Source organism: Acinetobacter sp. T63, assembly GCF_053852345.1.
On record NZ_CM132659.1, the window covers coordinates 1,493,125 to 1,508,053 of the forward strand.

15 protein-coding genes are annotated in these 14,929 nt (G+C 45.8%); 13 read left to right on the forward strand and 2 right to left on the reverse strand.

Annotation, left to right across the window (positions count from 1 at the left end):
* Positions 1 to 217 precede the first annotated feature (217 nt).
* Positions 218 to 1,132 (reverse strand): LysR family transcriptional regulator, encoded by a 915-nt coding sequence (locus tag ACVLR6_RS07280; RefSeq protein ID WP_005178075.1) that lies wholly within the window; start codon positions 1,130 to 1,132, stop codon positions 218 to 220.
* A gap of 118 nt (positions 1,133 to 1,250) precedes the next feature.
* Here ACVLR6_RS07280 and ACVLR6_RS07285 point away from each other — a divergent pair, with 118 nt between their 5' ends.
* The 12 genes from ACVLR6_RS07285 (at position 1,251) to pcaD (ending at position 12,477) form a co-directional block, all read left to right on the forward strand.
* Positions 1,251 to 2,360, forward strand: coding sequence for a muconate/chloromuconate family cycloisomerase (locus ACVLR6_RS07285; RefSeq protein WP_016658119.1), 1,110 nt, complete (start codon positions 1,251 to 1,253; stop codon positions 2,358 to 2,360).
* 11 nt (positions 2,361 to 2,371) lie between these two features.
* A complete protein-coding gene (catC, locus tag ACVLR6_RS07290; RefSeq protein ID WP_005178078.1) occupies positions 2,372 to 2,662 on the forward strand; it encodes a muconolactone Delta-isomerase in 291 nt (96 codons plus the stop codon).
* Positions 2,663 to 2,828: 166 nt separating this feature from the next.
* Positions 2,829 to 3,749: a catechol 1,2-dioxygenase gene (gene catA / locus ACVLR6_RS07295; RefSeq protein ID WP_160241302.1), complete on the forward strand. Its 921-nt coding sequence runs from the start codon at positions 2,829 to 2,831 to the stop codon at positions 3,747 to 3,749.
* Positions 3,750 to 3,823: 74 nt separating this feature from the next.
* A complete protein-coding gene (gene benA, locus ACVLR6_RS07300; RefSeq protein ID WP_160241301.1) occupies positions 3,824 to 5,209 on the forward strand; it encodes a benzoate 1,2-dioxygenase large subunit in 1,386 nt (461 codons plus the stop codon).
* Positions 5,206 to 5,697, forward strand: a complete 492-nt coding sequence (gene benB / locus ACVLR6_RS07305; protein WP_455994806.1) for a benzoate 1,2-dioxygenase small subunit — start codon at positions 5,206 to 5,208, stop codon at positions 5,695 to 5,697. Before benA ends, benB begins: the two co-directional genes overlap by 4 nt.
* Before the next feature lie 95 nt (positions 5,698 to 5,792).
* A complete protein-coding gene (gene benC, locus ACVLR6_RS07310; RefSeq protein ID WP_019837573.1) occupies positions 5,793 to 6,809 on the forward strand; it encodes a benzoate 1,2-dioxygenase electron transfer component BenC in 1,017 nt (338 codons plus the stop codon).
* Between the two features lie 38 nt (positions 6,810 to 6,847).
* Positions 6,848 to 7,633, forward strand: a complete 786-nt coding sequence (gene benD, locus ACVLR6_RS07315) for a benzoate diol dehydrogenase BenD (protein ID WP_160241299.1) — start codon at positions 6,848 to 6,850, stop codon at positions 7,631 to 7,633.
* 53 nt (positions 7,634 to 7,686) lie between these two features.
* Entirely contained in the window at positions 7,687 to 8,913 is a 1,227-nt protein-coding gene (benE, locus tag ACVLR6_RS07320) for a benzoate/H(+) symporter BenE (protein ID WP_087662389.1), read from the forward strand.
* A 24-nt stretch (positions 8,914 to 8,937) separates the two neighbouring features.
* Positions 8,938 to 9,624 (forward strand): 3-oxoacid CoA-transferase subunit A, encoded by a 687-nt coding sequence (locus ACVLR6_RS07325; RefSeq protein ID WP_016658116.1) that lies wholly within the window; start codon positions 8,938 to 8,940, stop codon positions 9,622 to 9,624.
* Positions 9,625 to 9,643: 19 nt separating this feature from the next.
* Complete coding sequence (locus ACVLR6_RS07330; RefSeq protein WP_016658115.1) at positions 9,644 to 10,297, forward strand: 3-oxoacid CoA-transferase subunit B; 654 nt, start codon at positions 9,644 to 9,646, stop codon at positions 10,295 to 10,297.
* 134 nt (positions 10,298 to 10,431) lie between these two features.
* Positions 10,432 to 11,637: a 3-oxoadipyl-CoA thiolase gene (gene pcaF, locus ACVLR6_RS07335; RefSeq protein WP_163145792.1), complete on the forward strand. Its 1,206-nt coding sequence runs from the start codon at positions 10,432 to 10,434 to the stop codon at positions 11,635 to 11,637.
* Positions 11,638 to 11,697: 60 nt separating this feature from the next.
* Positions 11,698 to 12,477, forward strand: coding sequence for a 3-oxoadipate enol-lactonase (gene pcaD, locus ACVLR6_RS07340; RefSeq protein ID WP_168390092.1), 780 nt, complete (start codon positions 11,698 to 11,700; stop codon positions 12,475 to 12,477).
* A 118-nt stretch (positions 12,478 to 12,595) separates the two neighbouring features.
* On the opposite strand, the gene ACVLR6_RS07345 is transcribed toward pcaD, so the two are convergent.
* Positions 12,596 to 13,483 carry a DMT family transporter gene (locus tag ACVLR6_RS07345; RefSeq protein ID WP_005178106.1) on the reverse strand — a complete coding sequence of 296 codons (888 nt, stop codon included), beginning with the start codon at positions 13,481 to 13,483 and terminating at the stop codon, positions 12,596 to 12,598.
* Between the two features lie 338 nt (positions 13,484 to 13,821).
* Between ACVLR6_RS07345 and ACVLR6_RS07350 the strand changes: the two genes are divergently transcribed.
* Positions 13,822 to 14,913 (forward strand): zinc-binding metallopeptidase family protein, encoded by a 1,092-nt coding sequence (locus ACVLR6_RS07350; RefSeq protein WP_045794766.1) that lies wholly within the window; start codon positions 13,822 to 13,824, stop codon positions 14,911 to 14,913.
* Positions 14,914 to 14,929: the final 16 nt, after the last annotated feature.

Below are 14,929 nucleotides of genomic sequence, written 5' to 3' on the forward strand. Positions count from 1 at the left end.
AATTGCATATATATTCATACCTAAAAAGTTAGGCGAAAAAATTAGTTTGATAAACAATTGTTTATGTTTTAAACAATCTATCTTTATGTAGGAAATATAAATTAAAGTTTATTTTTAAACTGTGAAACATAAAAAAAGGTCTGAACAAAAGCGCGCCGTTCAGACCTGTTGCAACTTTATCTATATAAAGGATGGAAAGAGCTAAACTTCAACCCCCTTAAATTACAGTACGATCATATTTAATCGCTTCCAGATCATAGACCTGATAAATACTGTCAAACAGTGAGCGGATATCTTCGCTTTCATCCATACTGCGAATCGCCAGGAAAATCGGGCTTTTAGCTGCATCATCGAGTAAAGGAATATAGTTCAAATGCGGCAACTGTATGGTACGCGCGCTTTCCGGGACTATACACATACCTTCGCCGGCAGCTACCAGCCCCAAAGCCAGCTGAATTTCACGCACTTCTTTTAAACTGCGCGGCTCCAGACTGTATTCGGAAAACAGGCCGCGCACTTGGGTCGAAAAATTCGGTTTGGGATGGTTTGGATAGAGAAAAATATTTTCTTCGACAATATCTGAAAGGTATATACCCTGCCGCTTTGTTGCAAATAGATGACTGTCATGCACCGCCACCATGAGCGGTTCTTCACGCAATAAAATACGTCGAATGGCCGGATCGGAAATGCGTAAACGGCCAAATCCGACATCTATACGACCTTCCTTTAAGGCCTGAATCTGGTTAGTGGTGGTCATTTCAACCAGTTCTATCTTTAAATTAGGATGTTGTTGGCGGAATAAATAGACTATTCTGGGGAGTAAACCATAAAGTAAAGAGCCCACAAAACCAATGGTCACGGTTTTCTCGACCATTCCCACCCGCTTGGTCATGGTTTTGATCTCTTCCGCATTAGACAAAAGTTTTACGGCATGCTGATAGAAAAATTGGCCTGCCGGAGTGGTCTGTAATGGGCGGCTACCGCGCTCAAATAGCTGAATTCCAAGCTCACTTTCCAGATTTTGGATCTGACGGCTTAAAGGTGGTTGCGCAATAAACAGTTTTTCAGCTGCTTTGGTAAAACTCTGTTCTTCTACCACAGCAACAAAGTATCTGAGATGTCTAAGTTCCATACCCTTTCCATACCTTTAGAATATAATAAAATGCCAAAATGATCTTCGACAGTGCGTTTCTATTCTTTTAAGGTATATCACATCAGATACACAACGCAAGATTGCGAAGAGTAAAGTGATGTATAAATCCATTGAAACCATGCTTGTCGAGATTCCGACCATTCGTCCACACAAAATGGCGGTGGCGACAATGCAGACGCAAACCCTGGTATTGGTAAAGATCTCCACAGACGATGGTTTTGTGGGCTGGGGCGAAGCAACCACAATTGGTGGATTAGGCTACGGTGAAGAAAGCCCAGAAAGCGTAAAAACCAATATTGATACTTACTTCGCACCTTTACTAAAAACATTGGCTGGTTTAAACTTTGCACAAACCATGCGCGCCCTGAAAAAGAATATTAACGGCAACCGTTTTGCTAAATGTGCCATCCAGACTGCTTTACTGGACATTCAGGCACAGCGCCTCGGTTTACCACTGAGTGAAATTCTTGGTGGCCGTTTACGTGACAGCGTTCCTGTTCTTTGGGTATTGGCTTCAGGCAATACTGAAAAAGACATCGCTGAAGCGCAGAAGATGATTGAAATCAAACGTCACAATGTGTTCAAGCTGAAAATCGGTTCTCGTCCGGTTGAAGAAGATGTTGAACACGTGCTGGCAATCAAAAAAGCATTAGGCAAAGACGTTTCTATTCGTGTTGACGTCAACCGTGCCTGGTCAGAGCTTGAAGCCATTAAAGGTATTCAGCTGCTGCAAGATGGCGGTGTTGACCTGATTGAACAGCCATGCGGCATTGAAAACCTCGATGCGATGCGTCGCCTCACCCGCCGTTTCGATATTGCCATTATGGCAGACGAATCGTTAATGGGTCCAAACAGCGCTTACCAGATTGCCCGTAACAATGGCGCATCAGTTTTCGCAGTGAAAGTTGCACAATCTGGTGGTCTAATCGAAGGATGTGAGGTTGGCAAAATTGCCAAGCTGGCCAATATCGACCTGTACGGCGGCACCATGCTGGAAGGCCCGGTGGGAACCATTGCTTCAGCGCATGTGTTCTCGACGTTTGAAAGTCTGGCTTACGGCACCGAACTGTTTGGTCCATTGCTACTGACGGAAGAAATTTTAAAAACACCATTGCAATATCAAAACTTTGAATTGGTGTTACCAACCACTGCCGGTTTAGGTATTGAACTGGATGAAGACAAGCTTGACCGCTTACGTCGTCAATAAAGGAGCTAGACATGCTTTTTCACGTACGCATGGATGTCAATATTCCACTCGATATGCCAGCTGAACGCGCTAATGAAATTAAAGCCGTTGAAAAGGCATATTCGCAGGAATTACAGCGCCAAGGTAAATGGCGTCATATCTGGCGCATTACAGGCCAGTATTCAAACATCAGTATTTTTGATGTTGAAAGCAACGAAGAACTGCACAACCTGCTGCAAGGTCTGCCGTTGTATCCATACATGAATATTGAAGTGATGGCGCTTAACCGCCACCCATCTTCTGTCCGTGATGATGACACCTGATTCACAGTTCATATCGGTATTTTAAGAATTTAAAGCCGCTATCGGGGTAGCGACTTTAGAAGTCCAAAGGGTAAATAAACAAGGATTGTGGCCAGCCAGATCAGCCAGCCAAACAAGCATTCAGGCAGCCACGACAACTATATACATACATTCAAGGAGTAATTGTATGGATCGTCAAACAATTGAAAACGTAGTTAAGGCTTGTAACGTGGACACTTCAGAAGGTCCAGTAAATGCACGTGTACAACAGGTACTTGTTCGTTTAGTTACAGATTTATTCCAAGCGATTGAAGACTTAGATTTAAGCCAATCAGAAGTTTGGAAAGGTATTGAAACTATCATTGATATTGCAAAAGCTGATGAGTTTGCATTGATGGGTTCTGCTGTAGGTCTTGAACACTTCCTAGACTTACGTGCTGACGAAGCTGACGCGAAAGCAGGCTTGACTGGTGGTACGCCACGTACAATTGAAGGTCCATTGTATGTTGCAGGTGCGCCTGAATCTACTGGTTTTGCTCGTATGGACGATGGTTCTGAAGAAGGCAAAATCCCGACTTTAATCATTGAAGGTACAGTAACTGACACTGACGGCAACATCATTCCTGGTGCTAAAGTTGAAGTATGGCATGCAAACAGCCACGGTAACTATTCATTCTTTGATAAGTCACAAAGCCACTTCAACCTACGTCGCTCAATCTTAGCTGACGAAAAAGGTCAATATGTTGCTCAAACAACTATGCCTGTAGGTTATGGCTTAAACCCTGAAGGTCCACTTCAAGGTGTATTGAACCAAATCTCTCGTCACGGTCAACGTCCAGCTCACGTGCACTACTTCATCTCTGCACCTGGCTACCGTAAGCTTACGACTCAGTTCAACATCGAAGGTGATAAATACCTTTGGGACGACTTCGCATTCGGTACTCGTGAAGGTCTAGTTGCTGAAGCTGTAGACGTAACTGACGAAGCTGAAATCGCACGTCGTGGTTTGAAAGGTCCTTTCAAATACATCCAATTCAACGTTGTTCTTCAGAAAGATAAAGAAGGCGCTCCTTCTACTGAAGTTGAACGTCGCCGCGCAAGCGCATAATTTGAATGGAATCGGGATGTAATCATTAGATTCATCCCGATGACTTCCCCTCCTTGGAAAGTCGGAGAAAGGACATGCCTCGTATTCCTGTAATTAACACCAGCCACTTAGACCGCATTGATGAGCTATTGGTTGATGATTTTGAATCTGGTGAATTTAAACTACACCGTTCAGTATTCACAGACCAAGCCCTGTTTGACCTAGAAATGAAATACATTTTTGAAGGCAACTGGGTTTATTTGGCACACGAAAGCCAAATTCCAAACAACAATGACTACTACACCACTTACATGGGCCGTCAGCCAATCATCATTGCACGTAACCGTCAAGGTGAACTGAATGCCATGATCAATGCGTGTTCACACCGTGGTGCACAGTTATGTCGTTACAAGCGTGGTAACAAAGCAACTTATACTTGCCCATTCCACGGTTGGACTTTCAACAACTCTGGTAAGTTGTTAAAAGTGAAAGACCCTGCCGATGCGGGTTATTCAGATTGCTTCAATAAAGACGGTTCACACGACTTGAAAAAAGTTGCCCGTTTTGAAAGCTATAAAGGTTTCTTGTTCGGTAGCTTAAACCCGGATGTTCCACCACTAGAAGAATATCTTGGCGAAGCCACCAAAATTATTGACATGATCGTGGGTCAGTCTGACCAGGGTCTGGAAGTATTACGCGGCTCATCAACCTATACCTATGAAGGTAACTGGAAGCTGACTGCTGAAAACGGTGCCGATGGTTACCACGTATCTGCAGTACACTGGAACTACGCTGCAACAACTCAGCAACGTAAAGAAAAAGAAGCTGGCGACAATATTCGTGCTATGAGTGCAGGTTCATGGGGCAAACAAGGCGGTGGTTCTTACGGCTTTGAAAATGGTCACATGCTGCTTTGGACACAATGGGCCAACCCGGAAGACCGTCCAAACTTTGCCAAAAAAGATGAATATACCGAGAAATTCGGTGCGCCAATGGCGAAATGGATGATCGAGCGTTCCCGTAACCTGTGTATCTATCCAAACGTGTACTTCATGGATCAGTTCGGTTCACAAATTCGTGTGTTACGTCCGCTGTCTGTAGATAAGACTGAAGTGACTATTTACTGTATCGCACCTGTGGGTGAAGAGCCAGAAGCACGCGCACGCCGTATCCGTCAATACGAAGATTTCTTTAACGCATCAGGTATGGCAACCCCAGACGATCTTGAAGAATTCCGTGCATGTCAGGCAGGTTATGCCGGTATTGCCCTGGAATGGAACGACATGAGCCGTGGTGCCAAACACTGGATCCAAGGTCCAGACGATGCAGCCAACGAAATTGGTTTAAAACCAAAACTTTCAGGTATTAAAACTGAAGACGAAGGTTTATACCTTGCTCAACACGAATTCTGGCTCAAACTTATGAAAAAAGCGATTGCTGACGAGAAAGAGCTTGCTGCAACTGAAGGAGAAAACGCATGAGCGACATCACTTTAGAAAAAGTTGCACAGTTCCTTTATCAAGAAGCTCGCTTTTTAGATGATGAACAATGGGATGGGTGGTTACAGTGCTACGCTCCTACTGCTTCTTTCTGGATGCCAGCTTGGGATGACGATGACCAATTAACTACAGATCCACAGTCTGAAATCTCTTTGATTTACTACCCAGACCGTCAAGGTTTGGAAGACCGTGTGTTCCGTATCAAAACTGAACGTTCGTCTGCAACCATGCCAGACACACGTACGAGCCACAACATCAACAACATCGAAATTGTTGAACGTGATGGCGATAAAGTGACTGTACGTTTTAACTGGAACACCTTAAGTTTCCGTTACAAAACCAACTACAGCTACTTTGGTATGTCACGCTACGAAATCGACTTTTCTGGCGACAAACCACAAATTTTAAGCAAGTACGTGGTGCTGAAAAACGATTACATCAACCAAGTAATCGACATTTATCACCTCTAAGACTGTATTGATTTACAGCTAGGTAAAAACCTTTCAGCCAGATGGAATTTTGGCTGAAAGGTCAAGTTTTAAAGATTTCTATAGGATATTCAGCCATGTCAAACCACAATGTTGCACTTCAATTTGAAGATGGCGTTACACGTTTTATTTCTGTTACAGATGGTGAAACACTGTCAGACGCAGCTTACCGTCAAAAGATCAATATTCCTTTGGACTGCCGTGACGGTGCATGTGGAACGTGCCGTGCGTTTTGTGAATCAGGTTCGTATGACATGCCTGAAGAAACTTATATTGAAGATGCATTGACACCAGAAGAAGCTGAACAAGGCTATATTCTTGCATGCCAATGTAAACCAACTTCAGACGCAGTATTCCAAATTCAAGCCACTTCTGATGTATGTAAAACTGAAATTCATGCATTTGAAGGTACATTGGCACGTGTTGAAAACTTATCTGACTCGACTATTACCTTTGATATTCAGTTAGATGAAGGTCAACCAGATATTCACTTCCTTGCAGGTCAATATGTGAATGTGGGTATTCCAGGCACAACAGAAACTCGTTCGTATTCTTTCAGCTCTAAGCCTGGCAACCGCTTAACTGGCTTTGTGGTACGTAACGTACCAAACGGCAAAATGAGCGAATTCTTAAGCCAAAACGCTAAAGCTGGCGACAAAATGACCTTTACGGGTCCATTTGGTAGCTTCTACTTACGTAATGTAGCACGCCCTGTGGTGATGTTAGCGGGTGGTACGGGTATTGCACCATTTATGTCTATGCTGCAAGTGCTTGAAGAAAAAGGTTCTGAGCACCCTGTACGTTTAGTCTTTGGTGTGACCAATGACTTTGACTTGGTTGCAATTGAAAAATTAAACGAACTACAAGAAAAATTCTCTTGGTTCGAGTACCGCACTGTTGTGGCAAATCCAGAATCTGCACACGAGCGTAAAGGTTACGTGACTGGCCATATCGAAAACGAATGGCTCAACGGTGGTGATGTAGACATCTACCTATGTGGTCCAGTGCCAATGGTAGAAGCGGTACGTGGCTGGTTAGATGCAGAAGGTGTTAAACCTGCAAGCTTCCTATTTGAAAAATTCTCTGCCAACTAAGTTTGTTAGACAGTCTAGAAACATAGTCGGAGAATACAATGAATCGCTCAAAAAGATTTGAAAACAAAGTTGTAATCGTGACTGGTGCTGCTCAAGGCATTGGTCGCGGTGTGGCTTTACAAGTGGCTAGCGAAGGCGCACAAGTAGTCATGGCTGACCTTTCTCCTTATGTAGAAGAAGTGTTGGCTGAAATTGAAGAGCTTGGTGGCGATGCTGTTACTGTAAAAGCCAATCTTGAAACTTTTGCAGGTGCAGAATCTGTCGTTGCAAAAGCACTCGATACCTATGGCCGTGTAGATGTACTCATCAACAACGTCGGTGGTGCAATCTGGATGAAACCTTTCCAAGAATTTTCTGAAGAAGAAATTATCAAGGAAGTGAATCGTTCATTGTTCCCAACCCTATGGTGCTGCCGTGCCGTGTTGCCAGAAATGATTAAGAATCAAAAAGGTACGATTGTAAACGTATCTTCTATTGCAACACGTGGTATTAACCGTGTGCCGTATTCGGCTTCAAAAGGTGGTGTGAATGGCTTAACCGCTTCCCTTGCCTTTGAACACGCCAAAGACGGTATTCGTGTCAATGCAATTGCCACAGGCGGCACTGAAGCACCACCACGCAAAGTACCACGTAATGCCAACCCGCTTTCTGAATCAGAACAAGCGTGGATGCAAGAAGTGGTAGATCAAACAATTGATCGTACTTTCTTGGGGCGCTACGGCACCATTCAGGAACAAGTGAATGCGATTTTATTCCTTGCTTCTGATGAATCATCGTACATGACAGGTACGGTTGTACCTGTAGGTGGTGGTGATCAGGGTTAACCTGATCATCTTTTTTGTACAGGATCATTGCCAGACTTGCACGGAGGCAAACAATGAGTCACCTGTTAGATACCTTAAGAAAAGACTGGTCCTTATCAGCCACAGTTGCAGGATTTTTAGCTGTACTGATTTCCTATGCCGGTCCTTTAATCATCTTCTTCCAGGCAGCCCAACAGGCTCAAGTGTCCAATGCCATGATGATTTCATGGATTTGGGGCATTTCTATTGGCGCAGCCGTTGCCGGTATCTTCCTTTCAATTAAATTCAAAGTTCCGGTGGTCACCGCCTGGTCGGCACCCGGAACGGCCTTGCTGGTCACCCTCTTTCCTGATATTTCCCTGAACGAAGCCGTTGCAGCCTACATCACCTCAGCCGTGGTGATTTTCATTATTGGGATTACCGGTTATTTCGACAAATTGCTGGCCTTAATTCCGCAAGCAGTTGCAGCAGGCATGATGGCCGGCATTTTGTGCCAGTTTGGCTTTGGTCTGTTTACCGCCAGTAACAACATGCCGTTTATTGTATTTGGCATGTTGCTGGTGTTCTTACTGGCCAAACGTTTTAGTCCGCGCTATGCCATGCTGTATGTACTATTGACCGGAATTGGCCTGAGCCTGTTGCTCGGCACCATGAATCCGGTCGAAATGAGTTTTAGCCTGGCAGTGCCGCAGTTTATTGCGCCGGAATGGACCTGGAACTCGACCCTTAACCTGGCCTTACCGCTGATTTTAGTCAGCCTGTCTGGTCAGTTTCTACCGGGGATGGCCATTTTAAAGCTCAGTGGCTACGACACGCCGGCTAAACCCATTATTACCACCACCAGTATCGCTTCGCTGGCGGTGGCGTGTGTTGGCGGGATCACTATTGTCCTGGCCTCAATTACCGCCGCGCTGTGCATGGGCAAAGACGCGCATGAACTGAAAGAAAAGCGCTATATCGCCGGGATTGCCAACGGCCTGTTCTACATTTTAGGCGGTTTATTTGCCGGCAGCATTGTGATGCTGTTTAGCCTGCTCCCGAAAGAATTGGTGGCAGCATTGGCCGGTCTGGCACTTCTAGGAGCCATTGGCATCAATTTAAATGCCGCCATGCATCAGGAAAACCAGCGTGACGCAGCACTTATTACCTTCCTGGCAACTGCATCGGGTATGCAGTTTTTAGGTCTCAGCTCAGTTTTTTGGGGAATTTGTCTGGGTATTCTGGCTCATGTCATTTTAAGCAGAACCGGTTTATCAGGACTGACCTCACCTTCAAGCCCAAGCAAAAGCACGGGTCAATGAAGTTTGTTTGACTAGGAAACAACTATGATTGATAAAAGCTCAGCATCTTTAAAAGATGTGCTCTCTCAAATTAAAGATGGTTCAACCATCATGATTGGTGGTTTCGGTACAGCAGGTCAGCCTGCTGAACTGATTGATGGCCTGATTGAACTGGGCATCAAGGATTTGGTCATCGTCAATAACAATGCCGGTAATGGCGACTACGGTTTGGCCAAATTACTCAAAGCAGGCGCTGTACGTAAAATCATCTGCTCGTTCCCTCGTCAGTCTGACTCTTATATTTTTGATGAACTGTATCGTGCTGGCAAAATCGAGCTGGAACTGGTGCCGCAAGGTAACCTGGCTTGCCGTATTCAGGCTGCAGGTATGGGTTTAGGCCCAATCTACACCCCAACTGGCTTTGGTACTTTACTGGCTGAAGGTAAACCGACCTTAAATTACGAAGGCAAAGAATTCGTTCTGGAAAACCCGATTAAAGCCGATTTTGCTTTAATTAAAGCCTACAAAGGCGACCGTTGGGGCAACCTGGTGTACCGTAAATCTGCTCGTAACTTTGGCCCGATTATGGCCATGGCGGCAGATGTCACCATTGCACAGGTCGCAGAAGTGGTTGAACTGGGTGAGCTTGATCCTGAGCACATCATCACTCCGGGTATTTTTGTACAGCATGTGGTGTCAGTTGCTGCCAAACAGCCTGAACAATCAGCATAAATACGTGAAGGAGAACACGATGAGCTATACCAAATTAACACGTGACCAGATTGCTGAACGCGTTGCCCAAGACATTCCAGATGGTGCCTATGTCAACCTCGGGATTGGCCTGCCAACCAAAATTTCAAACTACCTGCCTGCAGATAAAGATGTATTCCTGCATTCTGAAAACGGTTTATTGGCCTTTGGTCCAAAACCTGCGCCAGGTGAAGAAGATCCGGAACTGATCAATGCCGGTAAAGAATATGTAACCATGCTAACCGGTGGCTGTTTCTTCCATCATGGAGATTCTTTCGCGATGATGCGTGGCGGTCACTTGGACATCGCCGTATTGGGTGCCTTCCAGATTGCAGAAAATGGTGACCTGGCCAACTGGCATACTGGTGCCCCAGATGCAATTCCTGCAGTAGGTGGTGCAATGGACCTTGCAGTTGGTGCCAAGAAAGTCTTTATCACTACCGATCACGTGACTAAAAAAGGCGAGCCGAAAATTGTAGCGGAGCTGAGCTATCCAGCAACTGGCCTGAAATGTGTAGATCGTATTTATACCGACCTGTGCGTGATTGATGTGACTGCTGAAGGCATGAAAGTGATTGAGAAAGTTGACGGTCTGTCATTTGAAGAGCTGCAATCCCTGACCGGTGCGAAGCTGATTGATGCGACACAGGGTTAAGTAATCCCTCCCAACCTCCCTGAGCGAGTTTTAAAGCACGGCTTTAAAAACTCAGCGCAAGCAAGGGAGGAAAAGTCCCCCTTTTTTAAAGGGGGATTTAGGGGGATTAAAAAAGAATTTAGGAAACAGAAAAAATGAAAAACGCATATATCATTGATGCTATTCGCACCCCATTCGGTCGCTACGCAGGTGGACTTGCTCCTGTACGTACAGATGACCTGGGTGCCATTCCCATTCAGGCGCTGATGGAGCGTAACCCAAGTGTTAACTGGGAAAAAGTAGATGACGTGATCTACGGCTGTGCCAACCAGGCCGGCGAAGACAACCGTAACGTGGGTCGTATGTCTGCGCTATTAGCGGGTGTGCCGCATCAGGTGCCTGCAACAACTTTAAACCGTTTATGTGGTTCATCACTGGATGCGGTTGCCATGGCGGCGCGTACCATTAAAGCCGGTGAAGCACATCTGATTGTGGCGGGTGGTGTAGAAAGCATGTCACGTGCACCATTTGTGATGGGTAAATCTGAATCTGCCTATGGCCGTAGCCAGAAAATTGAAGACACCACCATGGGCTGGCGCTTCATTAACCCGAAACTGAAAGAAATGTATGGTGTTGAAACCATGCCACAAACTGCAGAAAACGTGGCAGAACAGTTCAACATTAACCGTGAAGATCAGGACAAGTTTGCGTTTGAAAGCCAGCAACGTACCGCTGCCGCACAAGCCAAAGGTTTCTTTAAAAATGAAATCGTACCTGTAGTGATTCCACAGCGTAAAGGCGAACCAGTTGTGGTCGATACCGATGAGCATCCACGTGCATCAACCACGTTAGAAGGTTTGGCCAAGCTAAAACCTGTGGTCAAAGCCGATGGTACTGTGACTGCCGGTAATGCCTCAGGTATTAACGATGGTGCAGCAGCATTATTAATTGCCTCTGATGAAGCGGTAGCGGAATACGGTTTAAAACCACGTGCCAAAATTATTGGTGCAACAGTAGTCGGTGTAGAACCACGCATTATGGGCTTTGGTCCAGCACCAGCCATTAAAAAACTGTTGGCCCAAACCGGTCTGACGTTAGAGCAGATGGATGTGATTGAGCTAAACGAAGCTTTTGCTGCTCAAGCACTGGCGTGTACCCGTGACCTTGGTCTGGAAGATGGTGCCGCGAAAGTGAACCCGAATGGTGGCGCCATTTCACTGGGTCATCCACTCGGTGCATCAGGTGCGCGTCTGGTCACCACGGCCCTGAACCAGCTGGAAGCCACTGGCGGCAAATATGGCCTGTGCTCAATGTGTATTGGTGTCGGTCAAGGCATCGCTTTGATTATTGAACGCGTTTAAAGATACGATAACAAATTAAATTTCCCCTCCCTTTTTTAAAGGGAGGTCGGGAGGGATTCAATGCCAACATTTACATCTCAAGATGCTGAAATTAATTACCAAACCTTTGGTGATGCGACAAAACCTGCGCTGGTATTTTCTAACTCGCTAGGTACTAACTTTAAAATGTGGCAACCGCAAATTGACCACTTCCAGCAGGACTTTTTTGTCATTTGCTATGACACCCGTGGTCACGGCGCATCTTCTGCTCCACAAGGTCCCTATACGCTTGACCAGCTCGGCCAAGACGTGGTGAATCTGCTCGATCATTTAAATATTGAAAAAGCAGCCTTCTGTGGGATTTCGATGGGTGGTTTGACCGGTCAGTGGCTGGCAATTAACAAGCCTGAACGTTTTAGCCATGTTGTGGTCTGTAATACAGCCGCTAAAATTGGTCAGGAACAGGCCTGGAATGAGCGTGCCGCGCTGGTCCGTGAACAAGGTTTGACCCCTATTGCATCAACGGCGGCCGGTCGTTGGTTTACCGAACCCTTTATCCAAAGTAACGCAGCAACTGTAACGACTCTTTCAAACGACCTGGGAGCTGGCAGCCCTGAGGGTTATGCAAGCTGCTGCGAAGCTTTGGCTAAAGCGGATGTACGTGAACAGTTAAAAGACATTCAGGTACCGGTACTCATCGTTGCTGGTCAGCAAGACCCAGTAACAACCGTAGCCGATGGTGAATTTATGCAGCAACGCATTGCCAATGCTGAACTGTTTGAAATTAATGCTTCGCATATTTCCAATATCGAACAGCCAGAAGCCTTTAATCAGGCGGTACAGGCGTTTATTCAACGTTAAACCCAGCTCGGTTGAAAGCATTTAAAAAAGATAATCTCCGGATTATCTTTTTTTGTTTTAGGCAATTTTTAAAAAGATTGATGATTCTACTGAGATGTCCTGCCCATCTACTTCAACTTTAAGCCCAGATCACCAGCATCGCGGCAATCACCACCAGTACCAAGCCCAGATGATCGGTTCGGGCCAGTTTTTCCTTAAAGAAAAAGGCAGAAATCAGCAAGCTAAATAGAATTTCAATCTGTCCCAAAGTTTTGACCAAGGCCACAGTCTGCATACTCATGGCACTAAACCAGCCAAGGGAGGCCAGAAAACTGCAAATACTCACCTTAAAGGTCAGTCCCAGTCGCTGCCACATGGCCTGTAAGGTATGCCGGCTAAACAGCCCCAAATACAACAACATGCTGATACATTGCAGCCCGATCACAAAACATAATACCCAGCCGGCACGATGTAAAAAGGGTAAATTCTCCAGTTCCAGACTCGCTTCACGCACCAGCAGTGAGGTAATGGCAAAACTGAGACCACTGCCCACCCCAATCGCCAACGTGCTGACAGAAAGCTTGGTATTGGCCGGCCCTTTACTGAGTAAAAAGACTGCCACGCCGCCTAATACGACGCCAACCCAGCCCAGCAGACTTAAATATTCGCCCAGTAGTGCCACGCCAATTAAAGCCGCCAGAATCGCCTCGCTTTTGGCCAGTCCGACCCCAATGGCATAGTTTTTCTGCTTGAACAGCTGCACCATGAGAATGGTGGCCAGAATCTGGCAAAAAGCCGCCACAGCAATATACAGCCAGAATTTCCCGCTAAAGCTAACCGGCGTTGCGGCAGGCTGCTGCAGATATAAAAAACTCAAATAACCGACCGCAAACGGCAAGGCAAAAATAAAGCGTGCAAGCGTGACGCCATAAACGTCGACCGTCATGCTGAGCTGTTTTTGAAAGGCATTGCGCCAGGCCTGCATAAATGCAGCCATCAGGGTAAAAAGAATCCAGGTACTGGCCATGCGAGTATGAAAAATATGATCGGGAATAAGGTTTAATCTACTCCTTTCATGGCGCATATTCGACCATTTTTCATTCATTTACCGTGGCTTTGCTGAATAAATCTCCAATTCTGTCTATTTGCAGCTTTTATGTTCCCTTTAATCCGGAATGCGATGACTGCAAGGCACATGCTTGTGGTTTGCATCCACCTGGTTTTTCGACTCAAAATGAGGCTAAGCGACTGATCGCATCAGGCAACTTTGTAAATCTGCTACAATTTTATAGCGGGTTTCAAATACCCTCCTGACTCAATCTATGTTTAGATAAATGGACGTATCCTGCAGGCTGAGGACCAAGAATGAAGTATTTTGAATGTGCGGTATGCCATCAGCAGATTTTTTTTGGTGCCTCATTTTGTGAATATTGCAAGGCGCCCATTGGCTTTGTTGCCTCCGAAAAAGATATGGGCACCTTTCGTAAGGATAGCGAAAATGAATGGGTCAGCCTGAATGAAAGCTATCGTAATCAGAAATTTAAGCCCTGTTTTAATTATAGTCACTATCAGGTCTGCAACTGGATGATTCCTGTCGATGATGAAAATATCTATTGCGAATCCTGCCAGCTTACCCACACCATCCCCAATTTAGATGAACCGGAAAATATCCAGTACTGGCGTTATCTGGAACAGGCTAAACGGCGGTTTTTATATCTGGCGCAGCGCATGAATATTATGCCGCGGCCAAAACGTTCTGAAGATGACCGCTATGGCCTGCGCTATGAATTTTTAATGCCCATGGAAGGCCAACCGGTGCTGACCGGCCACGCCAATGGTCTGATTACCCTCAATGCCATTGAAGCCGATGTGGTGTACCGGGAAACCACGCGCGTAACCATGGGAGAAAACTACCGCACCCTGCTTGGCCATTTTCGCCATGAAAGCGGCCATTATTATTTTGATGTGATGCAAAACCGCCATCCGGAACTGGTCGATGAATTCCGCTACTATTTTGGTGATGAACGTCAGGATTATGGCATGGCACTCAAACGCCATTATGAACAAGGCCCGCCCTCCGACTGGCAGGACAGCTATATCAGCACCTATGCCACCACCCATCCCTGGGAAGACTGGGCTGAAACCTGGGCGCATTATCTGCACATGATGGATACTTTAGAAACCGCCTATTTTGCCGGAATCCGGGTGCAAGGTAACGGCCGTACCCTGGCCAATCTGTACTTTACCGAATGCCCGATTGGCGGCAAGGATATTGAACACATTTTAGAAAACTGGATTGCCCTGACCTTTAATCTGAATGCGCTGAATCGTAGTATCGGGCTGGATGATGCCTATCCGTTTAAGCTGACCGAGCCAGTAAAAGACAAGCTGCGTTTTATTCACCGGCATGTGCTGGATAAAGCTTTTAAATCCAATCAGGCCAGTCATCCTGCCTAAACTCGCCTTCAATTCA